This window comes from Pantoea sp. Ae19-2 (assembly GCF_059801205.1).
Genome location: NZ_JBCHWE010000002.1, coordinates 211,022 through 235,764, shown reverse-complemented (window position 1 = coordinate 235,764; position 24,743 = coordinate 211,022). Strand labels below are relative to the sequence as shown.

At 53.3% G+C, this 24,743-nt stretch carries 23 protein-coding genes, 3 pseudogenes and 1 riboswitch; of the genes and pseudogenes, 20 read left to right on the top strand and 6 right to left on the bottom strand.

From position 1 onward, the window contains the following. Positions 1–9: 9 nt before the first annotated feature. Genes AAIE03_RS21690 through AAIE03_RS21675 form a run of 4 tightly spaced genes read left to right on the top strand, consistent with a single transcriptional unit; the run spans position 10 to position 3,944 of the window. Positions 10–1,287, top strand: a complete 1,278-nt coding sequence (locus tag AAIE03_RS21690; RefSeq protein ID WP_498563198.1) for an ABC transporter substrate-binding protein — start codon at positions 10–12, stop codon at positions 1,285–1,287. 4 nt (positions 1,288–1,291) lie between these two features. Then, entirely contained in the window at positions 1,292–2,209 is a 918-nt protein-coding gene (locus AAIE03_RS21685; protein WP_176697742.1) for a carbohydrate ABC transporter permease, read from the top strand. Further along, on the top strand, positions 2,206–3,024 hold the full coding sequence (locus tag AAIE03_RS21680) for a carbohydrate ABC transporter permease (protein WP_013027924.1): 819 nt from the start codon (positions 2,206–2,208) through the stop codon (positions 3,022–3,024). The genes AAIE03_RS21685 and AAIE03_RS21680 overlap by 4 nt, the downstream gene beginning before the upstream one ends. An 11-nt stretch (positions 3,025–3,035) precedes the next feature. After that, entirely contained in the window at positions 3,036–3,944 is a 909-nt protein-coding gene (locus AAIE03_RS21675) for a metallophosphoesterase (protein ID WP_104933842.1), read from the top strand. A 279-nt stretch (positions 3,945–4,223) separates the two neighbouring features. Here AAIE03_RS21675 and AAIE03_RS21670 read toward each other — a convergent pair whose 3' ends face one another. After that, complete coding sequence (locus AAIE03_RS21670) at positions 4,224–5,102, bottom strand: LysR substrate-binding domain-containing protein (protein ID WP_072137385.1); 879 nt, start codon at positions 5,100–5,102, stop codon at positions 4,224–4,226. A gap of 100 nt (positions 5,103–5,202) precedes the next feature. On the opposite strand from AAIE03_RS21670, the gene AAIE03_RS21665 reads away from it, so the two are divergent. The 6 genes from AAIE03_RS21665 (at position 5,203) to AAIE03_RS21640 (ending at position 9,386) form a co-directional block, all read left to right on the top strand. Next, a complete protein-coding gene (locus tag AAIE03_RS21665; protein ID WP_028716082.1) occupies positions 5,203–5,517 on the top strand; it encodes a carboxymuconolactone decarboxylase family protein in 315 nt (104 codons plus the stop codon). Between the two features lie 9 nt (positions 5,518–5,526). Then, positions 5,527–5,934 carry a tautomerase family protein gene (locus AAIE03_RS21660; protein ID WP_014333201.1) on the top strand — a complete coding sequence of 136 codons (408 nt, stop codon included), beginning with the start codon at positions 5,527–5,529 and terminating at the stop codon, positions 5,932–5,934. 10 nt (positions 5,935–5,944) lie between these two features. After that, entirely contained in the window at positions 5,945–6,481 is a 537-nt protein-coding gene (locus tag AAIE03_RS21655; RefSeq protein WP_041457898.1) for a DUF4865 family protein, read from the top strand. A 213-nt stretch (positions 6,482–6,694) separates the two neighbouring features. Further along, positions 6,695–7,258: a peroxiredoxin gene (locus AAIE03_RS21650; RefSeq protein WP_498563197.1), complete on the top strand. Its 564-nt coding sequence runs from the start codon at positions 6,695–6,697 to the stop codon at positions 7,256–7,258. 23 nt (positions 7,259–7,281) lie between these two features. Continuing rightward, positions 7,282–8,517, top strand: coding sequence for a protein-disulfide reductase DsbD family protein (locus AAIE03_RS21645; RefSeq protein WP_104933846.1), 1,236 nt, complete (start codon positions 7,282–7,284; stop codon positions 8,515–8,517). A gap of 176 nt (positions 8,518–8,693) precedes the next feature. Further along, complete coding sequence (locus tag AAIE03_RS21640) at positions 8,694–9,386, top strand: aspartate/glutamate racemase (protein WP_014598302.1); 693 nt, start codon at positions 8,694–8,696, stop codon at positions 9,384–9,386. Positions 9,387–9,421: 35 nt separating this feature from the next. Here the strand turns inward: AAIE03_RS21640 and AAIE03_RS21635 are convergent, their stop codons facing one another. Then, positions 9,422–9,778, bottom strand: a complete 357-nt coding sequence (locus AAIE03_RS21635; RefSeq protein ID WP_013027915.1) for a cupin domain-containing protein — start codon at positions 9,776–9,778, stop codon at positions 9,422–9,424. A gap of 533 nt (positions 9,779–10,311) precedes the next feature. Between AAIE03_RS21635 and AAIE03_RS21630 the strand changes: the two genes are divergently transcribed. Continuing rightward, positions 10,312–10,575: a hypothetical protein gene (locus tag AAIE03_RS21630; protein WP_042677088.1), complete on the top strand. Its 264-nt coding sequence runs from the start codon at positions 10,312–10,314 to the stop codon at positions 10,573–10,575. A 337-nt stretch (positions 10,576–10,912) separates the two neighbouring features. Continuing rightward, a complete protein-coding gene (locus tag AAIE03_RS21625; protein ID WP_014604649.1) occupies positions 10,913–11,146 on the top strand; it encodes a hypothetical protein in 234 nt (77 codons plus the stop codon). A gap of 122 nt (positions 11,147–11,268) precedes the next feature. On the opposite strand, the gene AAIE03_RS21620 is transcribed toward AAIE03_RS21625, so the two are convergent. Beyond that, a complete protein-coding gene (locus tag AAIE03_RS21620; protein WP_013027911.1) occupies positions 11,269–11,928 on the bottom strand; it encodes a DUF1345 domain-containing protein in 660 nt (219 codons plus the stop codon). Positions 11,929–12,517: 589 nt separating this feature from the next. Further along, positions 12,518–12,616, top strand: a riboswitch (guanidine-I (ykkC/yxkD leader). A 55-nt stretch (positions 12,617–12,671) separates the two neighbouring features. On the opposite strand from AAIE03_RS21620, the gene AAIE03_RS21615 reads away from it, so the two are divergent. The 6 genes from AAIE03_RS21615 (at position 12,672) to uca (ending at position 20,437) form a co-directional block, all read left to right on the top strand. Then, positions 12,672–13,730, top strand: a complete 1,059-nt coding sequence (locus AAIE03_RS21615; protein WP_014598306.1) for a putative urea ABC transporter substrate-binding protein — start codon at positions 12,672–12,674, stop codon at positions 13,728–13,730. A gap of 24 nt (positions 13,731–13,754) precedes the next feature. After that, the gene (locus AAIE03_RS21610; RefSeq protein ID WP_013027909.1) at positions 13,755–14,570 is read left to right on the top strand and encodes an ABC transporter permease; all 816 of its coding nucleotides are present in this window, start codon (positions 13,755–13,757) and stop codon (positions 14,568–14,570) included. Continuing rightward, entirely contained in the window at positions 14,567–15,349 is a 783-nt protein-coding gene (locus AAIE03_RS21605) for an ABC transporter ATP-binding protein (protein ID WP_014333189.1), read from the top strand. The genes AAIE03_RS21610 and AAIE03_RS21605 overlap by 4 nt, the downstream gene beginning before the upstream one ends. After that, a complete protein-coding gene (locus tag AAIE03_RS21600; RefSeq protein ID WP_013027907.1) occupies positions 15,346–16,074 on the top strand; it encodes an urea amidolyase associated protein UAAP1 in 729 nt (242 codons plus the stop codon). Before AAIE03_RS21605 ends, AAIE03_RS21600 begins: the two co-directional genes overlap by 4 nt. A 10-nt stretch (positions 16,075–16,084) precedes the next feature. Then, positions 16,085–16,720: an urea amidolyase associated protein UAAP2 gene (locus tag AAIE03_RS21595; RefSeq protein WP_024471515.1), complete on the top strand. Its 636-nt coding sequence runs from the start codon at positions 16,085–16,087 to the stop codon at positions 16,718–16,720. 111 nt (positions 16,721–16,831) lie between these two features. Further along, positions 16,832–20,437 (top strand): urea carboxylase, encoded by a 3,606-nt coding sequence (uca, locus tag AAIE03_RS21590; RefSeq protein WP_019105934.1) that lies wholly within the window; start codon positions 16,832–16,834, stop codon positions 20,435–20,437. A 168-nt stretch (positions 20,438–20,605) separates the two neighbouring features. Here the strand turns inward: uca and AAIE03_RS21585 are convergent, their stop codons facing one another. Then, a complete protein-coding gene (locus tag AAIE03_RS21585) occupies positions 20,606–21,751 on the bottom strand; it encodes a lactonase family protein (protein WP_019105935.1) in 1,146 nt (381 codons plus the stop codon). A gap of 654 nt (positions 21,752–22,405) precedes the next feature. Here AAIE03_RS21585 and AAIE03_RS21580 point away from each other — a divergent pair. Continuing rightward, positions 22,406–22,804 (top strand): annotated as a pseudogene (locus AAIE03_RS21580) (MBL fold metallo-hydrolase); the annotation flags it as partial. Between the two features lie 480 nt (positions 22,805–23,284). Here the strand turns inward: AAIE03_RS21580 and AAIE03_RS21575 are convergent. After that, positions 23,285–23,392 (bottom strand): annotated as a pseudogene (locus tag AAIE03_RS21575) (IS3 family transposase); the annotation flags it as partial. A gap of 110 nt (positions 23,393–23,502) precedes the next feature. On the opposite strand from AAIE03_RS21575, the pseudogene AAIE03_RS21570 reads away from it, so the two are divergent. Then, positions 23,503–23,604, top strand: a pseudogene (locus tag AAIE03_RS21570) (hypothetical protein); the annotation flags it as partial. A 307-nt stretch (positions 23,605–23,911) separates the two neighbouring features. On the opposite strand, the gene AAIE03_RS21565 reads toward AAIE03_RS21570, so the two are convergent. Continuing rightward, positions 23,912–24,742, bottom strand: coding sequence for a TauD/TfdA dioxygenase family protein (locus AAIE03_RS21565; protein ID WP_498563196.1), 831 nt, complete (start codon positions 24,740–24,742; stop codon positions 23,912–23,914). Position 24,743: the final 1 nt, after the last annotated feature.

The window sequence follows — 24,743 nt, the reverse complement described above, 5'->3', positions numbered from 1 at the left end:
GGGAAAATCATGTCTGCTATTCGTCTGTCACATCTGCTTCCTGCATTGCTTATCGCAACCAGCGCGTCAGTTTTTGCTGCCGATCCGGTAAAACTGCAAATGTATTATCCCATCGCAGTGGGAGGCGCGATCAGCCACACCGTTGAAGCACTGGTTGCTGATTTCGAAAAAATTCATCCCGAAGTCAGTATTCAGCCGGTCTATACCGGTGACTACGCCACGACGGTGACCAAAGCATTGACCGCTTTTCGTGGCGGTAATGCGCCACAAATGGCCGTTATTGGCGATATCGAAGCTTATTCACTGATGGATGCGGGGGCGATTGTCGCGGCCAGCGATCTGGCCAAAGACGATGAGGGTAAGAAATGGATCGACAGTTTCTATCCTGCTTTCTTACGCCATATCAACGGAAAAGTCTGGGGCGTTCCTTTTCAGCGCTCGACCGTGGTGCTGTACTGGAATAAGCAGGCGTTTGAAAAAGCGGGTCTGGATGCTGATACGCCGCCTGCGAACTGGCAGCAGGTGGTGGACTTTGGCAAAAAGCTGGTCGTGAAAGACGGGCAAAACGTCAGCCAGTGGGGCATCGAAATCCCGACTACGCCAAATGGCTATTGGGTGTTTCAGGGGTTTGCTGCGACCAACGGTGCGCATCTTGATAATGGCAAGGGCACGGCCGTGTATTTTAACACGCCCGGGAACATTGAAACGCTGCAGTGGCTAACCGATCTCGGTCAGAAAGAGGGCGTTTCACCTAAAGGCGCCGTGGCATGGGGCACCACGCCACAAGATTTTTTGAGTGGCAAAACCGCGATGATGGTGACCACCACGGGTAATCTGAGCGTGGTGCGTAAAAATGCGACGTTCCCGTTTGGTGTCGCGATGCTTCCTGAAAAGACACAGCGTGGAAGCCCGACCGGTGGCGGTAATCTGTATGTCTTCAAAAATGCATCCCCGGCACAGCAGAAAGCCGCCATGGCGTTTATCCGTTGGGTCACCGCCCCTGAACAGGCTGCTCGCTGGAGTATTGCTACCGGTTATGTCGCGACTTCACCCGCCGCCTGGGAAACGTCAGCCATGAAAGACTATGTGAAACAGGTTCCGCAGGCGCTGGTGGCACGTGAGCAACTTAACTATGCCCAGCCAGAACTCTCGACCTATAACAGCGTGCAAATTCAGGAGGCGCTGAACCACGCCATTGAAGCCGCGATAACCCAGATGAAAACACCGGCAGAAGCACTGGAAGCCGCCCAGAAGCAGGCCGATCGTTTGCTGAAGGCTTACCAGTAATACGATGGCGATGAATACACTTTCAACAGCATCCCCTGCTTTACGTTCAGGCGTCGGATCATTACAGCTGTGCGGCTATTTGCTGATCTTACCGGCACTGGGTTTTTTATTGCTGTTTACCCATTATCCTGCTCTGGCGACGGTGTGGGAAAGTCTGTTCAGCGCCTCACGTAACGGTCATCCGGCCCAGTTTGTTGGGCTGGATAACTACGCTGCGCTGCTGGATGACGATGTGTTTATCCGGTCGTTGTGGAACAATCTGCTCTATGCCCTGGTCACTATCCCTTTGGCGGTGATGCTGGCTCTGCTCATGGCATTGGCCGTTAACCGACGACTGGCGGCTAACGCCGTGATACGTGCGGCTTTTTTTATTCCCTCTCTTCTGCCAATGATTGCGATTGCTAACCTGTGGCTGTTTTTTTACACGCCACAGTTGGGCTTACTGAACAAACTTCTGTCGCTGTTTTCCATTGCTCCGGTTAACTGGCTTGGCGAGCCGGGCACCTCCCTGTGGTGCCTGATGGCGGTCTCCGTCTGGCGTGAGGCCGGTTTCTTTATGATTTTCTATCTTGCTGCCCTGCAGCAGATTGATCCGCGCCTGCGTGAAGCGGCGGAAATCGAAGGGGCATCAAAGGGCTATTTCTTCCGGCGCGTCCAGTGGCCATTGCTGATGCCGACCACGTTATTTGTCTTGATCAATGCATCCATGAATGCGTTTCGCATCGTCGATCAGGTTATTGCGATGACGAACGGCGGCCCGGACAACAGCAGTAGCCTGCTGCTGTTTTACATCTATCGCACAGCATTCAGTTACTGGGATTTACCGGCAGCGGCGGCCATGACCGTGGTGTTGCTGCTGATTTTGGCGGCGATTGCGCTAGTTAAATTTAAGTTGATGGATAAACGAGCCCATTATCAATGAAGCCTTCCTTTTCTGTTGGCCGCCTCGGCCTGAATCTGATTATCTGGTTAGCGGCGCTGCTATGGCTGCTCCCTATCCTGGTGGCGCTGTGGGTTGCGGTGCATCCCGCGGCAGAGCAGGGCAGCTTCCGGCTTTTTGCGCCGCTGACGCTGCAAAATTTTATTAACGCCTGGCATGCTGCCCCCTTTGCCCGTTACTTCATGAATACGATTTTGCTGGTGATGATGATCGTTACAGTCCAACTGGTGTTGGCCACGATGGCGGCTTACGCACTGGTCCGTTTTCGCCTGAAGTATTCGGGCATGTTGTTTGCCCTTATCCTATTGCAGCTCATGATCAGCCCCGATGTGCTGATCCTGAATAACTATAAAACCATTGGCGCACTGGGCCTGCGCGATACATTGACCGGCATTGCCTTACCGTATTTTGCGTCTGCCTTTGCCATCTTCCTGCTGCGCCAGACGTTTAAAAGCATCCCCTTAGTGCTGGAAGAGGCGGCGATCGTGGAAGGCGCCAGCCGGTTTTATATCTTACGTAAGATCTACATCCCGCTGGCCAGACCGATTTATATCGCCTTTGCGTTAGTCTCTGTCAGCTTTCACTGGAATGATTTTCTCTGGCCGCTGGTGATTACCGACTCGGTTAAGGTACGGCCCTTAACCGTCGGGCTGCAGCTATTTTCCGCGCCAGAGCAGGGCGTGCAGTGGGCGCTTATTGGTGCAGCAACATTGATGACAACGCTGCCGCTTTTGCTGCTCTTTCTGATATTTCAGCGTCAGTTTATTCAGTCTTTCATGCGTGCCGGTATACGTTAAGGTGAACGCCAATGTTAACGCCTCACTCGCTTAGTCTGCAGCAGCGCGAACTGCTGGCGGACGTCGCACCGCTGTATCAACCGCCGTTGCTGCGTCCCTTACCTGCGCGGAACAACGTTGTTCGTTTTGGTTTGATCGCCGACCCGCAATATGCGGATATCGAACCGGATGTTGACAACCATCTTTACTATCGCAACGGACTACAAAAACTGCACCAGGCCATCACGGCGCTCAACGCGCAGCCGCTCGATTTTGTGGTGACCCTGGGCGATCTCGTCGATCGCGACTGGTACAGCTATGCTGCGGTATTGCCGGTATATCAAGAATTAAAGCATCCCCATGCCGTGGTGCTGGGTAATCATGATGCGCAGACGATTGCCACACGACTTGAAGGTAAGGTTCCCCTACCCAAGAGCTATTACGCTTTCCGTTTTAACGGCTGGCGCTTCATTGTCTACGATGGCAATGATATGAGTCTTTACTGCAATGCGCTCAACGGCACCGATCGCCAACAGGCGGCAGCGTTGCTGGCCCGGCTGCAACATGAGCATCAACCCCACGCGCAGCCCTGGAACGGTGCCGTGGGCGCGCAACAGTTGGTGTGGATAGAGCAGCAGTTACAGGCGGCACAGCAGTGCGGAGAAAGCATCGTGGTATTCGGGCATTATCCGCTGGCTCCCGGGAATACGCATATGTTAATGAACGCCGACGCGCTGGTGAATTTATTCACCCGCTACCGGGTGCGCGCCTGTTTTGCCGGACACGATCATCGCGGAGGCTATGCCCGTATTCTGGACACCGACTTTTTTATCATGAAGGGCATGCTCGACGGCCCTTCAGTTGTGCCCTTCGCGTGGGTGGAAGCAGACGGTGATACGCTCAGCGTACAAGGCTATGGTGGAGAGATAAGCCGGGGGTAAACAGCATTGGCGATGAATGTCACAAAAGTGTGAGCAGAGTATCTTCTGTAACGATTTTAGTTACATCATACTCTAAGTGGCCTTACTCAGGTGCCCGCGACAGGATTAGCGCAGCAAGCAGGAGAGGTGCCAAAGCCGGGCCGGACAAAAAGCAGGGCGTTGCTTAAACGACCACAATCTGACAGCCCTGTGCTCAGCCTCAACCGCCAGAAATCCTGCCTGTCCGGTCATTGATTGATGCTGTCTGTTGGCTGGATTTCTTCAGGCGCGGTAGTTGGCTTATGTGCCACGAAAGTGCGTTTTTATCATCTGGCAAAGCGAGGCTGCTGCGGCTGATACGTTTTTTTCAGACTGATGCAGACGAATGCCAATCGCGCCAGTATCTGGCAATTTTTGCTGGTCAAATATCGCGAGTGATGACGGCATGCCCGTTTGTGTTCGCAACGTCATTCCGAGCCCGGCCGCCGCGGCCGCCCATATCCCACTCAGGCTTCTGCTGGTAAACGCAATGCGCCAGGGGATATTCATGCTGTCCAGGGCCGCTGTCGCCGCGCTACGCATCAGACAGGGTGCTTCAAAAACCAGTAACGGCAGAGGTCGGTTTCGATCGGTAAATGCGCCGATATCGAAATCTTTTGCGCCAATCCAGCAGAGTGGTAATGACCCGAGCGACTCGCTGTAAGCGGTGCTTTCGTCACCCTGCCAGCTCAGGGCAACATCAAGTTCATTGTGACGTATTGCATCCAGCAGAGGCTTGTTGCGGGTCACGGTCGCGGAGACCTGAACGTCGGGGTGCGCACGTGAAAATTGCCCAAGAAGGGAGGGGAGAAGTGATTCTCCAAAATCTTCCTGCAATCCCAGCCGAACCTCGCCACGGATGCCCACCGATTTCACCGCCTGGTAAGCTTCGTCGTTGAGACTCATCAGCCTGCGCGCATAGGCAAGCATCATTTCCCCCTGGGCAGTAAGGACCAGATGTCGTCCTGACTTTTGCACCAGCGCGGCGCCTGCCTGCTGCTCAAGCTTTTTAAGCTGAGCGCTTACCGCCGATGTTGAACGCCCAAGGCGCTCTGCAGCAGCAGCAAAACTTCCCAACTCAATACCGGTGACAAAGGTTCGTAATGTTTCAGCATCGAACGTAACGGGTCTTTTTGCCATTTTTCATCCCGTTTTATGGGATTCAGGGTCCCAATATTTCTGATTTTATAGATCGTCAAAGCATCCTATCTTTCTACCACATCCTCAAGGAGAAACAAAAATGAACACGATAAAGGTGAGTCGGGAGAATATGGCCGGGATAGCCCCCAAGCTGGCACGTCTCAGTGAAGAGGTCTTATTTGGCGATATCTGGCAGCGGGACGGGCTTTCACCGCGGGACAGAAGTCTGATTACGGTCAGCGCCCTCATTGCACTGTATCGAAATGAACAGCTGGGCTGGCATCTGGAATTTGCTCGCCAAAATGGCATTTCAGACGATGAAATTATCGAAGTGATAACGCATCTTGCCTTTTATTGCGGCTGGCCCAACGCCGTTTCCGCGTTGACCGTCTTCAAAAACACACAGCCTGAGTGAGGGATACCGATGCCTGTAAGCCATATAGCCATCTCAACAGCGCGTTTTCAGCAGTGGCGAGAGAAAATTTCTGCTGCGTTACAGCAATCGCTTGAAGCTTCATTTTCCGTACCGCGCGGAGACTGCTTTCAGTTTTTTGATTGTTATGACGCGCACAGCCGGATTTTTGATCGGCATTATCTTTGTGGTGCTGAGGCGGGCCGCAGCAATGACTTTCTTCTGTTTACCATTACCGCAGGTAAAACGCGTAATACGCAGCAGAAACAGGCCTTTTATCAGGATCTCACCCGGCGTCTTGAAAAATCGATGGGTATAAAACCTCATGATGTCATGATCGTTCTTCATTTCACTCAGCCAGAAGACTGGTCTTTTAGTCATGGGAAGATGTTTGACCTGGCGGATATTCCCCAACTTTAAGGAGAAAACCATGCTTGCTATGCAATACCGTTTTGTTCTTCCCGCCGATTACGACATGACGATTATTCAACGCCGGATTGATGACAACGGATATAAGATGGCGGGATTTCCTGGTCTCATATTCAAAGCCTGGCTTTATGCGTGCAAAGCCAAAGGTCCCACAAATACGGATGAAAATGTGTATGCGCCCTTTTATCTTTGGCAGGACGCAGAGAGCATGCACTGTTTTTTGTCTGGGGCAGGTTTTAAAAAGCTTACTGAGGATTTTGGCTGGCCGCAGGTGCATACCTTCCCGGTGTTATCGGCCAGGCTGTCGCCAGAGATGGTTCAAGCCGGTTTTGCTTCCCTGAACGTCAGCACCGTTCCTGCTTACGCCGATCTCGCCGGGTTAACACAGCCCCCAAAACAAGCCGGGGCGTTAGCTCGCGTATCGGCTCTGGATACCTTTCACTGGCGCCACATAGATTTTTGTCTCTGGACAACGGCGCCCGCGCAAGATTCGGGCCATTTTCAGCGTTATCAGGTAGGGCATCTCTCTGTTCCCTGAATATTTACCGTCTGACACAAAATTATCGCCTAACCGCATATCTAAATGATCGGTTGTAAGACTATCTTACTGTAGATGCCAGACACGTTTGCATTAACGCTCTGGTGACGCTATCGCGTTATTCCATGACGCAAACTTTTTCATTTTTAGTGAATGAACCTAGTATTAACGTGCAAGGGGCACTTATGCCTGCTTGTCGACGGAGAAAAGAGAATGCGTATCAAGAATCACCTGAAAATGCTGACGGCTGCATCATTACTGGCACTGAGCCTTCCGATGACCTCCGCGTTCGCGGCACTGCCGGTGGGTGCAAAGGCGCCGGATTTCAAACTGGAAGCCGCACTGGCAGGTAAAGAAACCACCTTCTCTTTACAGCAGGCACTGCAAAAAGGCCCGGTCGTTCTTTATTTTTTCCCGGCGGCGTTTAGTGCAGGCTGTACCTTAGAGGCGCATGCCTTTGCAGAAGCGACAGATGACTTTAAAAAAGAGGGCGCAACGGTAATCGGCGTCACCGCAGGTAATACTGACCAGATTGAGAAATTTTCTAAACTTGAATGCCGCGATAAATTCACCGTTGCTGCCGATCCGGGCGCAAAAGTGGCTGCAGAATACAAAAGTACGATGGAGATGAAAGGTAAAACGCTTTCCGATCGTACGTCTTATGTTATTGCACCGGATGGCAAAATCCTGCTGAGTTATACGGATAAAAATCCAGATTCACACATTCAGAAAACGCTGGATGCCGTGAAAAAATACCGCCAGGCCAACCCGGCTTAATTCCCGATCTGGACAGATAAATCATGTTGACTGCTATCGCCGCCGCTTTTCTGGGCGGCATCATACTTAATCTCATGCCCTGTGTGTTCCCGGTCATTTCGCTCAAGGCATTGAGTCTGATACGGCATCACGCCAGGCCCGCACAGGCTCGTGCAGAAGGGCTCGCTTTTCTGGCTGGCGTAGTGGTCACCATGATGTTACTGGTTGGTCTGCTGTTGCTGGCGAGATTCGGTGGGGCATCAGTGGGCTGGGGTTTTCAACTGCAGTCACCGCTGGTGATTGCGTTGCTGGTTCTGGTGATGCTGGCATCCGCACTTAATCTGTTTGGCCTGTTCGAGGTGGGATTATCACTTCAGCGGGCCGGCGAAGTCGGGGGCGAGCGGGGGGGATTGACCGGGTCCGCGTTAACGGGGGCGCTGGCTATTGTTGTTGCTACCCCGTGTAGCGCGCCCTTTATGGCCAGCGCCATAGGTTATGCGCTTGTACAGCCCCCCGTTATCAGCTTTATTATCTTTCTTTCTCTGGCGTTGGGCTTTGCTGCGCCTTTCACCTTGATTTCCTTTTTCCCTGTCGTTGCCCGAATACTGCCGTCGCCGGGTGCCTGGATGATCACCCTAAAACATGGCCTGGCGTTTCCGATGCTGGGTGCGGCGGGTTGGTTAATCTGGGTGCTGGAACGGCAGGCTGGCTCGACGGCGCTGGCAGCGATACTGACCTGTTGCCTGCTGCTGGGTTTTGCCGCCTGGCTGTATGGCCTGGCTCAGAAGCGGCAGATGATGGGAAGGCGGCACTGGGCTCTGCACATCGCCACAGCTGTTGTAATTATCCTGTTGGTACCACCGTTATTTACGCTGAAAACCTCAACGGCAGCCCCTGATTCTTCGGATGTTGTGGCAGCGGCTGCGGTGGCATGGTCGCCCCAAAATGTGGACGCTATAAAAGGCCAGGGTAAACCGGTTCTGGTGAACTTTACCGCCTCCTGGTGCATTACCTGTCAGGTTAATGAACGTACCTCGCTGTCAACCCAGGCAGTAAAGACGGCCATGGCGCGCACCAACACCATTTATATGATTGCTGACTCAACAAAGTACAATCCTGACGTTGAGCAGGCACTCAGCGATTTTGGCCGTGGCGGTTTGCCGCTGTATGTGGTTTATCCTGCTGACGGCGGAAAACCCGTTGTCCTGCCTCAGGTGTTAACGCCGGGCATCGTCATCACGGCATTGCAGCAGGCGAGTGAAAAAGGCAATAAAACGTGATGATAGATCCCTGCCGGGCAGTGGATTTCCGCTGCCCGGCGGCGGCAAGGCTCTGGCGGTAACGGGTTAGCGCAACGCCTGAAAACACGCGGCTAATCCGTCATAATCCTTTCAGGCAACGCGCAGTTTTATTATCCTCGACAGGCTTTGGCAGTGATGTATTTCAAAGGAGAGTGATGAAAACAATCGGCCTTATAGGCGGCATGAGCTGGGAATCAACGCTCCCTTATTATCGGTTGATCAATGAGGGAATCAGAAGCAAATTAGGCGGTTTACACTCGGCAAAGCTGCTTCTGCACAGCGTGGATTTTCATGAAATTGAAGCCTGCCAGCGCAGTGGCGACTGGGATCGGGCTGGTGAACTACTGGCTGAAGCGGCCGTGGGTCTGGCGGGTGCCGGTGCAGACGCAATCGTCTTATGTACCAACACGATGCACAAGGTTGCCGGGGCGATTGAATCTCGCTGTCATTTGCCTTTTTTACATATCGCGGATGCGACGGGCAGGGCGATAACGAGCAAAGGCATGACCCGAGTAGCCCTGCTGGGCACGCGTTATACCATGGAGCAGGACTTCTATCTGGGCCGCCTGAATAAACAATTCTCAATTGCTACCCTGGTACCACCGGCAGAACAGCGTAACGTCATCAACCAAATCATTTTTGATGAACTCTGCATGGGGAAATTTTCGGAAGGCTCCCGCCAGTATTATCTTGAGGTGATACAGGAACTGGCTTCACAAGGTGCAGAAGGAGTCATATTTGGCTGCACGGAAATTGGTTTGCTGGTTTCAGAAGCACAAAGCGCGCTACCGGTATTCGATACAACGCGCATTCATGCGAACGATGCCGTCGATTTTATGCTGTCCTGATTCATCCTCAGTGGGATGAATCAGTGATCGAACTTTTACAGGGTGTCGAAAATCACATAAAGCTTGCGCATGGTGGTCTCCATGACCCATGTCCCTTCTGTATTCGCTTCAAAGAACAAGGTATCGCCAGGTTTGAAATGCTGTGGTGCTTCGCCATCCGCTGTGAAGGAACCCGTTCCTGACAGGAAATGCATCATCTCTGCTTGCTTAACGCCGCGACGATAACTGCCCGCCGTACATTCAAAAATGCCCATATCTGTATTCTCATGACCGGGGATTACCGTCTGCAGCCCGGCCAGTGCAATCTCGGGCGATCCCGGAAGGCCCTCAACGGTCCCCCATGATTCCAGCGTCTTGATTGAAGCGGGTTGATCAAGTTTTTGTACTTTCATTTCATGCTTCCTGAGCAGTCGTTAACGATGCAGCGTGGTCTGAATTGATACGTCAGCGTATACAAAAACAGAAAAACAAAGCGCGTCTTAAACGCTTCGGCATGAAAGTTATGCGCAGAATACATTGCCCTAAAAGCATGAAATTTCTGGCCGCGGCCTGCACAGGTTTTTGAGTATGGTGCTATCGATGCCAGGTTTAGACAGTCAGAGAGAAAGTGCAGCCAGTTACCGCTCATCCGCTCGTCATTGGTTAATGCTCTGCTCAGTCAGGATCTGAAAAATGTGTAAGTAAGGGGGGATGTTGCAATATCAACGAACAGAATGAGGTAAATAAGATAATGATCTTAATCTTTATTATTTCCCTCCACCTGGTGTTTTCTGTATCAGGCTGGCAAGGAGTAATCTGATTTATCAGGTCCGTCTTAAAATGGAAATATAAAGATTCTATTTTCTCACTGCTGAGTTTGAATACAGCACAGAGCAGAACGGCTAACCGTTCTGTCCTTCCTGGCGTAATCTCTAAAGGGCAAGTTATGAAAATGTTGTCCGTAAAAGTGGCACTGCAAACAACGGCGTTCACCATCGCGACCTTGATTACCTTTCAGAATGCGGCACTGGCTGTATCTTTACATGAACAACAGTCAGCTTCTACGCTGCAAAAGAACAATACGGGCAGTGCGGGGAACATCAAACTTGCTGCTCATCGAAAGCCTTCAGGCGGTTTGCGCATTAATCCTGCCTGTGATGACACCGGCGAACCTTGCCCACACGATGAAACTCAAGATGATATGTCCTGAACCTGCTCGGTTTTACATCCTGAACTGATTGTTTAGCCTTTTAATTATGCTCAACCCCCTCAATGAACTGCACCTCAAAAGCTGGACGTCTTACTGAGTAAGGTGCAGTTTTTTATATTCTCTTACATCTCCTTCCCGTCGTTATCGATAAGCGTTAAGGACTGAATATTGTGCTAAAAAGCGCCTGTTATGATATCGCTATCACTCCCGGAACGTTAAATGCTTAACGGCGGGTAAACGGTTTCAAGATTTACTGACTTCGGCCAGCAGAAGCGACCTGATTAACTATGCTCAGTAGACATTAATGCGTATTCGCTATTTATCAGGGAGTCATTCGATGAAAAAATTGTCAGTTGTTCTTGTTACCGCGGGTCTGCTCATGGCGATGAGTTCACAAGCTGAAGCCAAAGGCTGTCTAAAGGGCGCGGCCGTGGGCGGCGTGGCAGGGCATCTTAAACATCACGGTGTCGCTGGGGCCGCAGCAGGCTGCGCTGTTGGACATCATATGGCCAAAAAGAAACAGAAAGAAGCGGCCAGTCAACAGCAAGGGCAACAGCAGCAGGGCGGTTAATTTTTCTCGCAGTCTCTGCACCCTCTCAAAGAGGGTGCAGCTTCCCGTCGCACAGGCTTTAAGCGGTAAATTCCCGTAACAGTCAATGCGCTTCTCTGCTGGCTATCGTCGCAGGCAGACTCTCAACTTAACAAACTGGCTGCCACATTCACGGACAGTCCCAGAATCGCCAGATTAAAAATAAAAGAGATAACCGACTGCAACAAGGCGATCTTGCGCATTTCTGTCGTGCCCGTCGCCACATCCGCCGTCTGGGATGCCACCGCGATGGTGAAAGAGAAGTAGAGAAAATCCCAGTAACCCGGATGCGTCGGTTTCTCCGGAAAGATCATCGGCGTGATACTGTTGCTGCGAAGCAGGTAATGCTGATGGGCATAATGCATGGCAAATGCGCTGGGTAGTAAGGCCCATGAGGCGATGAGCGTCATGGCAGTCAAAAGCAGATGCAGGGCCCGCGACGAGCCCGTCAGGCTTTTTAACGTGGGAAGCTCGCTCATGATGGCCACCATACTGATCATACAGGCCACGATGACCAGCCCCAGCACCAGCGCGGCACTTTGATCCTGCATCTGGGCGATTCGTTTAATCTCATCTGGCGCGGTACGCAACATGCGAAACCAGATAAACCACAGATAGAGCCATGCCAGCACGTTCCAACTGATTAACAGTCTCTGCATTTGCCCCAGATGCTCAGGCAGTAAAACATAGCAGACGAGACCTGCCACCACAGAGATCAGCAGGCGCAACCGGGCAAACAGATTTGAGCGAAGGGAAGAGGACATGGTTATGTTTTTGCTGGTTACTGAGTCAGTTAACTGTAGTGCAGGCCGGATGACCCTGCTGCAAAAAACGCGCGACGTTTATGGTGGGTTAAAGAACCGGCAGAACTCGAAGCCAGTCTCTGTGTAGCACGCCACTGCCATACCCGCGTGCGGGCATCTATAGCAGTAATGGAGGGTCAACAAACGAGAAGTGCGGATGGTCACCGTTAAAAGCGTGTACGTTCCCTTAAGCTACAAGGATGGCTATCGCGTAATAGTGGCTCCCCTTTGGCCGCGCGACATCTACAGGATTAAAGCACCTCGCGCCGTCAGCGGTATTGCGTCAGGCGTTATACCGTTACGCCTCGTCAGGATGGACACTACCGCTGCAACGTCGCCCAGAAACCGCGCTTATGCTTATGATGTAAGGACTGCACAGCATATTTCGTGTTCCAGTCAGCACTGATTGTGTGCAATGCCCCTCGGTCACTCATCATTCTGGTGCTTCGTCACCAGGAATAATGCTAAATCACTGATTTTTATTGTCATTAATTCTGGCACGTCAATTGCAAAAACCTGATCGGTAAGCAGCGCAACACATAATCTGAATTAAATAGCTGGCTAGGGTTCCGGTTCACGCAGGTGAATGTCTGGTCCGAGAGCTGGCGACCTCTGAGAGGTTACACGGCGGGACAAAAGCCCGGGAGACAGCAGCACCGTCAGGTGTCGCGCTGCTCCTTTTTTGTGCCAACCAGAGGTTAACCATGAAAACAACGCCGTTCATCCGCACGCTTTTGCTGTCACTCACCTTGCTGATCAGCTTTTCTTCCTTCGCCACGGTTAAAAAAGAGTTCAACATCTGCTGGACGATCTATGCGGGCTGGATGCCCTGGGGCACCATCAGCAATGAAAAAATTATTGATAAATGGGCCAGCAAATACGGCATCAAAATCAATATTGTTCAACTCAACGACTACATCGAATCCATCAACCAGTACACGGCAGGGCAGTTTGACGGCTGCACCATGACCAACATGGATGCGCTGACTATCCCGGCGGCAGGTGGGGTAGATTCGACAGCACTCATCACCGGCAGCTATTCCGATGGCAACGACGGCGTCGTGCTAAAAGGGGTGAATAAAAAACTCAGCGATCTGAAAGGTATGTCGGTTTATCTGCCCGAACTCTCGGTATCGCACTATCTCCTGGTTCGCGGACTGGAAAAAGCCGGGCTGCAGGAAAAAGATGTGAAAGTGGTTAATACCTCCGATGCGGATATCGTCTCGGCCTTTGGCACCAGCAATGTGCGGGCAGCGGTAGCCTGGAACCCGCAGTTGTCCGTCATCAAAAAGACGCCACAAACCACCGAAGTGTTTAGCTCCACCCAAGTGCCCGGCGAACTCATCGACATGATGGTCGTGAACACCCAAACGCTGAAAGATAACCCCGCCCTCGGCAAAGCGCTGACCGGTGCGTGGTTTGAAATGATGGCAAAAATGCAGGCGGGTGATAAACAAGCGCTGAGTGCAATGGCGGCAGATTCCGGTACCGACCTCGCGGGCTATCAGGCTCAGCTTAAAACAACGCATCTGTTCTGGACGCCTGCTGAGACATTGGCCTTTATTTCTTCGCCTGATCTGCCAAAGACCATGCAACGCGTGGCGAACTTCTCGTTTGACAAAGGTCTGCTGGGTCAGGGCGCACAGAGCGCTGATTTTATCGGCATGACATTCCCGGGCAACGTCACCGTTGGCGATAGGGCTAACAGCAAACTGCGCTTTGACGACAGCTATCTTAAGCTGGCCGCTGCGGGCAAGTTGTAACCACTGACCACGGGAGTTCATGTCATGCGCTACATCAACCGCTATCCCCGCCAGGGCATGCGCCTGACGCTAATGCTGTTGCCCTTCGTGCTGATCATCGCCGCCTGGTTTATCGGATCAGCGGTGCGGCTGGAGGCCAATCCGCAGGACAAACTGCTGCCCGGACTGTCGCAGATGATTGAGGCGATTGATCGGATGGCCTTCACGCCAGATAAGCGCAGTGGTGAATACCTGCTGTGGGCCGATACGTTTATCAGCCTGAGCCGTCTGCTCATGGGGCTGGCGCTCTCCTCGCTGATTGGTCTGTGCCTCGGCATTGCCGCGGGCGTTTTTCCGATGTCCCGCGCCGCACTGTCACCCCTGATGACGGTTGTCTCGATGGTGCCGCCGCTGGCGATTCTGCCCGTGCTGTTTATTGTTTTCGGCCTGGATGAGCTGTCGAAGGTCATGCTCATCGTCATTGGCATTACGCCGATGCTGGCACGCGATCTTGAACAGCGGGCACGGGAAATTCCGGCGGAACTGTTAATCAAAGCGCAAACCCTGGGAGCCAATAGCTGGACGGTCGTGCTGCGGGTCGTGCTGCCGCAGCTGTTATCGCGGCTTATCACCTCGGTACGGCTGCTTCTGGGATCGGCCTGGCTGTTTTTAATTTCCTCCGAAGCGATTTCGGCGACCGCCGGGCTGGGCTATCGCATTTTCCTGGTGCGTCGCTACATGGCGATGGATGTGATTATCCCCTATGTCATCTGGATCACGCTGCTGGCCTGGCTGATGGATCTGGGCCTGCGCAAGCTGCACAACGCCTGTTTCCCATGGGCGGAAGGAGGCCGGGAATGAGTTTTATCAGTATCAACAATATCTGGCAGGAGTACGGCGACCACGTGGTGCTGGAACGCATCAATTTGCAGGTTAAGGCGGGCGAGTTCTGCTCTATGGTCGGTGCATCGGGCTGCGGGAAATCGACGTTTTTGCGCCTGCTGCTGGGGCAGGAAAAACCCACCCGGGGAGAGATCACCCTGGATGGTAAGGCACTGGCGACAGAACCCGACCGCAGCCGCGGCGTCGTGTTTCAACGCTATTCCGTGTTTCCCCATCTCAATGTACTGGATAACGTCGCGATAGGGCTCGAACTGCCTGCTTCGCCCTTGTCGGGTCGCCTGTTCGGCGCCCGAAAACGCGCGGCCCGGCAGCAGGCACGACAGATGCTGGACAAAGTGGGGCTGGGAAATGCGCTGGATAAATATCCGGCACAGCTCTCCGGCGGAATGCAGCAAAGGCTGGCAATTGCCCAGGCTTTTATCATGCAACCGCGAGTGCTGTTGTTGGATGAGCCCTTTGGCGCACTGGATCCCGGTATCCGCAAAGACATGCACGCGCTGCTGCTTCAACTGTGGAGTGAAACCCGAATGACGGTCTTTATGGTCACCCACGATCTTACCGAAGGCTTCAACCTGGGTACACGGCTACTGGTATTTGACAAAGTCCGCCACGATCCCCAGGCCCCTCATGCCTGGGGGGCGCGTATCACCTATGACATTCCGCTGAATGAGGCGCGAATGGCACAGCTGATGACAGACAGTAAAGACAACGTTTATGCATTAAGGAGACAGCAATGACGGCACGTTTTCACTCAGCGCCCAGCCTGCGCGAAGAGCGGCTTCCCGGCGGGGCGCATACTTCATTCATTCTGCGCAAAGGGCACATCCTGCGCCTGACCGATATTGATGGCGGCGCGAACGTCAGCATGATGATGCTCAATCCGCATGAGAAAAGTGAACGCCTTAATCTACCGGATACGCTGAAGGGCCAGCATACGGCCCGGCTCACTACCGGCCACTGTTTTTATTCCGATATGGGCCGCGTACTCGCCGGGATCGTGGCGGACAGTTGTGGCTGGCACGACCCGTTTGGTGGCGTACTTAACGCGGCGGAAACGCGCGAAAAATATGGCGCAGGGCGCTATCAGGAGCTGCGGAATGGGTTTTACCGCAATGGAGTCGATAATCTGCTGGTCGAGATGGGCAAATGGGATTTGGGTCTTGAAGATCTGCTCATGGTCGTTAACTTCTTTAGCAAAGTCACCGTCGATGAAGATGGCCGCTTCCGCTTCGATACCGAACATAGCCGCGCAGGGGATGTTGTTGAGCTGTTTGCCCCAATGGACGTGCTGATCGTCCTGACCGCGCTCCCCCATCCAATGGATCCTGCCCCTGACTATGCACCGCGTCCCATCCAGCTGAGCTGGTATCAGGCCGATGACGCACAGGCTACCACCGAAGCGCTGTTCATCCGCGATGAAAATCAGCGCGCAATACATAACACCCAACTTTTTGCCCTGTAAGGAGTCAGCGATGATGATTATTTCCAGCGACCGCCGCCCAGAGGATGCGGTTTACCGTCATGTGATTCCGGCGGGCGAACCCTGGCTGTTTGAGGTCAAACAAGGGCAAACATTGCGTCTGCTCGACCTGGAAGGGAATCAGGCGATCGATACGCTGTTCTACAACGCAGATAATCCGCGCGAGCGTTACGATCCCCAGCGTACGCTGCGCCGTCAGGGTAATGCTTACCTGAACACCGGCAGCGTACTTTACTCGAATATGGGCAATCCGCTGCTGACCATTGTCGCCGATACCTGTGGCCGCCACGATACGTTGGGCGGTGCCTGCGCGCAGGAAAGTAACACGGTACGTTATGCTCACGACAAGCGCTATATGCACAGCTGCCGGGATAATTTTCTTTGTGCCTGCCTGCATGACGGTCGCCTGCATAAACGCGATATCGGCGCCAACATCAACTTTTTTATGAACGTTCCCGTTACGCCGCAGGGTGGACTGACCTTTGAAGACGGTATTTCCGCCGCCGGCAAATATGTTGAACTGCGCGCCGAGTGTAATGCGGTGGTCTTAATCTCAAACTGTCCGCAGCTGAATAACCCCTGTAACGGCTGGAATCCCACGCCCGCCGAGGTATTGGTATGGAACTGAGCCTGGTGCGACTGAACAATACGCACGCCTGAAAAGGAGAAGCCCCGGGGACGGCCCCAGGGGACATGTCGACTTTCTGCGGGACGACCCGCTTTCCTGAGAGTTCCGCTTATGTTTGATACCTTACTGATTGCTAACCGCGGTGCGATCGCCTGCCGCATCTTGCGCACCCTGCGCGCCATGCAGGTCAAGGGGGTGGCTGTCTATGCCGAGGCCGATCTGGGCAGCCTGCATATTCGTGATGCCGATGAAGCGTTGTCCCTTGGCGACGGCCCGGCGGCACAAACGTATCTGGCCGCTGAAAAAATTATTGCCGCAGCGCAGCAAAGCGGTGCACAGGCGATTCACCCGGGCTACGGTTTTCTCTCTGAAAACGCCGGGTTCGCTGAGGCCTGCGAGGCCGCAGGGCTGATTTTTGTTGGCCCAACGCCACAGCAGTTGCGGACTTTTGGTCTGAAGCACACGGCCCGTGCTCTGGCGAAAGCTGAAGGTGTGCCCTTGCTGGAAGGCAGCGAGTTACTGGCCGATGCCGCCGAAGCCTGCCGCGTCGCCGAGACCGTTGGTTATCCGGTGATGCTGAAAAGTACGGCGGGTGGCGGCGGGATTGGCATGCGCGTTTGTCGCGATTCGCATGAACTGACGGAAGCGTTTGATACCGTGCAGCGGCTGGGGCAGAACAACTTTAGTGATGCCGGCGTGTTTCTCGAGAACTATATCGAACGCGCACGTCATCTTGAGGTGCAGATCTTTGGTGACGGGCAAGGAGACGTTATCGCGCTGGGCGTGCGTGACTGCTCGGTGCAGCGGCGTAACCAGAAGGTCATCGAAGAAACACCTGCCCCCAATTTGCCTGAAGGCATGGCACAGGCGCTCTGCGAGGCGGCAGTTGCGCTGGGTAAAGCAGTGAACTATCGCAGCGCGGGCACCGTGGAGTTTGTCTATGACAGCCTGAACCAACAATTTTACTTCCTGGAGGTCAACACTCGCCTTCAGGTCGAGCATGGCGTAACAGAACAGGTCTGGGGCGTTGACCTGGTGAAATGGATGATTGAACTGGCTGCGGACACCTTGCCGCCCCTGCGCGAGCTGGCTGCCGGGCTTGCGCCACAAGGCCATGCTATCCAGGCACGCATTTATGCGGAAGATCCGGGACGGCAGTTTCAGCCTTCACCGGGCCTGCTGACAGACGTTGCCTTTCCCGACCAACAGGATGCTCGCCTGCGCATTGATCACTGGATTGAAGCCGGTTGCGAAGTGCCGCCCTTTTTTGATCCGCTGCTGGCGAAAACGATCGCCTGGCGGCCCAGCCGCCCGGAGGCCATTGCCACACTGGCGCAGGCGCTGGCAGAAACGCGTTTATACGGTGTTGAAACCAACCGCCTCTATCTGCAGCAAATTTTAGCGTTTGCGCCCTTTGTTCAGGGAGAACCCTGGACCCGTTGTCTGGAACAGCTGAGCTATCAGGCAGCGACGGTTGAGGTGCTAGGCGCCGGTACGCAAACCAGCGTGCAGGATTATCCGGGCCGTCTGGGCTACTGGGCGGTCGGCGTACCGCCATCGGGGCCGATGGACGACCGCGCCCTGCGTTCAGGCAATCGGCTGCTGGGCAATGACGAGGGGGAAGCCGCACTGGAAATTACCCTCACCGGACCCACTCTGAAATTCAATACCGCCATCCAGGCCGCCATCTGCGGTGCACCACTGAGCGCTACCCTGGATGGCCAGCCCGTGCCGATGGATTGTGTTTTTACCATTCCCGCCGGGGCGACGTTAAAGCTGGGTGCTGTGAGTGGGGCGGGCGTGCGAAGCTATCTCTGCCTGAGCGGCGGCATTCAGGTGCCAACGTATTTAGGCAGTAAAAGCACCTTTACGCTTGGCCAGTTTGGCGGCCACGCCGGACGCGCACTGCGTAGCGGCGATGTGCTGCACCTGGCCCCACAGGCAGCAACGGAAGCTGGCGTGGCACTTCCTGAGGCATTGCGCACGGATCTCCCGCAGATCCGCACCCTACGGGTAATTTATGGTCCACACGGTGCGCCGGAGTTCTTCGCGCCGGACTATATCGCCACTTTTTTTGCCACAGAATGGGAAGTGCATTTTAACTCCAGCCGCACGGGCGTCCGCCTGATTGGGCCCAAGCCCATCTGGAGCCGAGACAGCGGGGGCGAAGCCGGACTGCATCCGTCAAACATTCACGACAATCCGTACGCGGTAGGTGCGGTTGATTTTACCGGCGATATGCCGGTGATTCTGGGCCCGGATGGACCCAGCCTCGGGGGATTCGTTTGTCCGGTCACAGTCATCGAAGCCGATCTCTGGCAGTTAGGGCAGTTGAAAGCCGGTGATAAAGTGCGCTTTACCTCGGTGGATTTAACCACCGCGCGCCAGTTGGCTAAAGCGCGAGGCCAGGAACTGGCAACGCTCTGTGGCCAGGCGACAGCCTGGCAACCTGCGCCGCTGACCTCGCCGATCGTGATGACCTGCGGTGAGGCCGATAAGCGTCTGGTCGCGCGACTTTCTGGCGATACGCATCTGCTACTCGAAGCCGGGGAGCCGGAGCTGGATCTGGTTCTGCGTTTTCGCATTCATGCCCTGATGCAGGCGCTGGAAGCGCATGCAAAAGACGGGGTGATTGATATCACGCCCGGGATTCGTTCGTTGCAGATCCATTTTCAGCCTGAAATCCTCACCCATGACGCGCTGCTGGACTGGGTACGCGGCGAGTGGCTCAGGGTTTGCCTGAGTGATGATCTGCAGGTGCCAACTCGCGTAGTACATCTGCCGCTTTCCTGGGACGATCCCGCCTGTCGCAAGGCGATTGAAAAGTACATGACGACGGTACGCCCTGATGCACCGTGGTGCCCCAGTAACCTTGAATTCATTCGCCGCATTAACGATCTGCCTGACGAACAGGCGGTCTGGGAGACGGTGTTTGAGGCCAGCTATCTGGTTATGGGGCTGGGCGATGTCTATCTGGGGGCGCCGGTTGCGACACCGCTGGATCCGCGCCATCGCCTGGTCACCACAAAATACAACCCGGCGCGCACCTGGACGGCAGAGAACTCGGTGGGTATCGGCGGCGCTTACCTCTGCGTTTACGGCATGGAAGGACCTGGCGGCTATCAGTTTGTGGGGCGCACGCTTCAGATGTGGAATCGCTATCGAGAGGTTGCTGATTTTGCGGGGAAACCCTGGCTGCTGCGCTTCTTTGATCAACTGCGGTTCTACCCTGTATCCGCCGAGGAACTGGTGCAAATCCGCCGCGATTTCCCGCTGGGGCGTTATCCGCTGCGCATTGAGCCCAGTACGCTGCGGTTGAGTGATTATCAGCAGTTTCTCGCTCATGAGGCGCAAAGCATCGCGGCGTTTCGTGACCACCAGCAACAGGCGTTCAATGCGGAACGCGATCGCTGGATCGCCAGTGGTCAGGCCCATTTCGACAGCCAGGAGAACGTGGCAGAAGAGGGCGGTGATGCACCGCTACAGCAGGGCGAGCAGGGTGTCGAAAGCCCGGTTTCCGGCAACCTTTGGCAAGTGCAAACCACGGTGGGAAGTCGGGTTCAGGCGGGGGATGTTCTGGTGGTGCTGGAATCCATGAAAATGGAGATTCCGTTGCTGGCACCCTGCGATGGGATCATCCAGCAGGTTAACGTACAGCCAGGCAGTGCCGTGCGCGCCGGACAGCGGGTTGCGGTGATTGTGGAGGATAACACTTGATTTTGCGTTGGCACTGGCAGCGATAATCGCTGGGCCTGAGTGCTTATCGATCATGCCCGTTAGTGATCTTGAACGGGCAGGTGCGCGAGGCTGACCTTCTCGTGCACCTGCACGCTGCGTCGGTAACACGCACCACAGTGTGACGTGCATGTTATCCGCATCAATGTTTCAGGGAACAATAACCATCTGTGAAGGCGCGCCTACGGCAACATAGTTCCCGGTAAAGCTGATGGCACCACTCGCTTTATCCACCCTGAAGCTGGTGATGTTATCGCTACGCTGATTCATCACGTAAATCATGCTGCCATCAGGGGATAATGTCAGCGTTCGGGGATAATCCCCGCGCGTCCACACATCATCTTTATGCGTCAGTGTGCCGTTAGCATTGACCTCAAAGTGCGCAATGCTGTCATGCAGACGGTTGGCGACGTAAAGATTTTTCCCGCCCTTATCAATGACTAACCCGGCTGCAAAACTGGTGCCTTTATAACCGTCAGGCAGCGTAGAAACCGTGGCCTTTTCCTGCAAAGCACCGCTTTGCGGATTAATGAGGTAATGTGTGAGCGTGGAGGCTTCTTCATTCACTAACCAGAGCGCATGACCCTCAGCGCTAAAAACGAAATGGCGGGGGCCTGCACCGGCAGACGAGGCGTTTATCCATGCGGGTTTGCCGGGCGTCAGCGTACCGTCTTTATTCAGGTGGTATTGGTAAATGCGGTCCAGCCCCAGATCCGTCGAGTAAACAAACTGGCCCGTGGGATCGCTGGCGACCATATGTGCATGCGGACCATTGTGATCGCTGATGGCAAAGCTGCCGTCTACCGCTGCGGCCGGCTTGCCTGCGCCAGCCGGGCCGCTGTCCTGATGATGATCGACAGCCTCACTCAGCTTGCCTTCTGGCGTCACCGCAAACACTGTAATACTGCCGCTGACATAATTTGCGACCATCAGGTAACGCTGATCGGGTGTCAGGGACAGGTACACCGGTCCTTTGCCTTGCGTGTCGACCTGATTTAATGCAGTGAGTGAACCGTCCGTACCAATCTGATAAGCGGTGATGCTACCTTTCTCGGTCTCACTCGCCACATAAAGATGTTTACCATCCGCTGACGCCACCATCTGTGCCTGGTTGGGCAGTTGACTCACCAATGTTTTTCCCGACAGTTCACCCTGCGCATTGACGATAAATCGATAAACCCCTTCGCCATTGGGATTATAGGTTCCCACATACGCGTAAGATGCCTGAGCCATCAGCGGCACAATGGCCGAAGCACTTGCAACGGCGGCTAGCGCCAGAATCGTTTTATTCATCATTTTTCCCTACTCGTCAGTGTGGTTAATTTTTACGGTCGCCTGAACATCCGGGCAATGAATACTTAGTAAGCAAAAGGGCAGAGCGTCGCATTTCAGTAATACGTTCTTTCTTCACGTCGAAACGGTTGCCAGAAAAGGGAGATGAGCGGTATTCGTTTGCTGTTAGTCGTGTCGCTTTTTGAAATGTCAGAAACGGCCCCTCGTGGCACGAAGCCTTACGTTGATGCTGTTCGTTTTCTGATGCGTCCGTTAAGCGTTGTGTCAGCTATGTTAAACCAGAGTCTGGACAAATTATCAGCAATGTCTGGCCGGATACAGAGAGTGTTTTTCCAGTACTAAACGGAAATGTTTTGGCAGGGGGTGAGAGATGTCACAGGGGAGGCAAGTACTCCAACTTTTAATCTCCGTTATCTGCAGGTGTGGAAAGTATTTCGCGCCTCTGTAAAGGGTTTTCGATGAGAATAATGACCGGGCCCGGCGCCAAAGTCACCTCGGCGGCGTCACTCCAGAGGCCTTCGATCAGGCCTCATCGTGAGGACACAAATTGTCTAGGGTTGTGGGGGCAGTCCAATAGTCCAATGGAGTATTATTGACTGTGCCTCAGAGAGTTATCGCAGCCTGGCGGTAACGAATTACTTCAGGGAAAGAGCGAACATGTCTATAACCATCAGCGTCCTGCTGGAAAACCGACTTAAGCCCGAATCTAAAAATTTGCTGCGTGCTAAAGCCGGACTTAGTCTGTTTATCCAGGATGAAAATGATTCAATTCTGTTTGATACCGGCCCTGATGATAGCTTCATGCATAATGCAGGTTTAATGGGAGTCGATTTGACAAACCTTACCGCGTCTGTACTTTCCCACGGTCACTATGACCATTGTGGCGGTGTTCCGTGGATACCTGACACATGTCGAATAATATGCCATCCAATGGTGGCGAATGAGCGCTACTCGGCAGTAAGGTTTCCAGGCTATACCGCCAGAATTAAAAAATTGTCGATACATAATAATTTTTCACGTTTTCGCATGGAGTACAGCAGTACCCCACTACATATAAATTGATTATCTGTTAGATAGTCAAAATCACGAAGGATCCTACTGGCACTACATGCTCGGTGTGGTGCCATTCTGTCTCGCGTCATTCGGCTATCAGCAGACGCCGGCAGTGGCGATCCGTAATGCCAGGTCGTTGTGATGCAAGCGAAGTGGTGAGCCTGCCATCAATGACATCCTGCAGGATTTTGAAGCGGTTAACTTCATTCATCGTAAAGTACTCCGAACCCTAAGCCGTCATCAGTTGCGTCCTCAGCCGCGAACCCTTGAAAAAGGCCGATAATGCGGACATTTCTATACAGCTAGAGGCGGACATCTGAATTTACCCGTTACACAGTAAGTTCGTATAATGCTATTTATGTTAAATATGCTGGATTTGATCTTAAGTCCATGAGTTCCTCTCTTTCAGAGATGTTACTGATGAATCAGAAAGTTGCCAAAGTTTAGTTGTGGACTCACGATGATTGAATCGCCACGGATAATCTAGACACTCCTGAGCCGTTGATAATACTGGTTTTCATATTCTGTTGGTGACATCTGATCGCTCGAACCATGCCGACGCTTACTGTTATAGAACATTTCGATGTAATCAAGTTGCCGGAGTGGCCGTCGAATAAAGTGGCTGAAATCCTGCCATGGTGTGGATCTCACCAATAAATAGCCGTCAATACGGCGCTCACTTAACGCTTACCACCGGCTAGCAGGCGCTGAAAATCTGTGACGCCTTGGTGCTTTCCGGCGCCGTCGGCGTGGTGGTCGATTCTGTCGCCGCCCTAGTGCAGAAAAACGAACTTGAAGGGGAGACCATCATTGGGCGGGATACAAAAGTGAAGGTGGAAAGGACTTCCGCTGCACCGCAGGCGTGCTACCGTTCTCGCAGAAAATCCTCACCGCCGAGTTGCATCAGGGTATTGCTGAATGTCATGGTGTTGTCAGCCATCGGTTTGTTCCTTTTAAGATAATTGTCTTCACAACCATTAACTTACCGGATAAGCCGACGGCCTTCACCATCCTGCTGAATTTACACCACGCCCTCAGACTCTACCCTCCAGCTCCCTAACTTTTTTCAGTAAGAGGCGGCAACTACCCTGACATGGGGGCTTACTAAAATTACATGATGACTACTCTGCGCATAATACGTGCCTGACCTGCCGGCACAGCCCCATCTCCGGTGTGTAATGTCGAACCATTATCCCATATGACTAAGTCCCCCTGCTTGTACTGATGCGCGTAAATATAATCCGACTTTTCACAATGCGCATAAACGGCATTCAGGCAAGATTGGCTCTCTTCTTCGGTCATGCCTGATACAGTGTCTGTGTGAGTCCAGTTAACATAAATTGATTTACGCCCTGTCTCTGGATGTGGACGCAACACAGGATGCAGAGTATCAGGTCTCTGATCTTCAGGTTCAATAGTTAACATGAAACCACGTTCCTGACAGCGCTGCATCAGTTTGTGAGAAAAACCGAAAATAGCCTGCTTATCCTCCAATTTTTCCTTAAGTGCCAAAGGTAAATCATCACAAGCTGCCAGAGTATTACAGAATAGCGTCTTTCCACCTTGCTCAGGAACTTTCTCAGCATAAAAGGTAGTAAACCGTGGGGGTTCTTTTTCATAACACATATCGGAATGCCAGATAGGAAACCCGGGGCCTGGATACCCTTGCGCCTCACCATTTTTCTGAACGTTAGTCACATAAGTCATTTCCGGCCATGGGCAGGTATTCTTTTTCAGCGGGTGCGGAAAAATGTTTCCTAATTTACGACAAAAGATAATCTGTTCTTCAGGTGTTAATTGCTGCCCTGAAATAACCAGTACCTGATGATTTATCACGAGCCTGATTAAGGACACGACATCTGACTGATCGATTGACTTTACATCAATTCCGGTTACTTTGAGCCCAAATCCCAGACTCAGTTCTGTATGTTCAAATCCCATA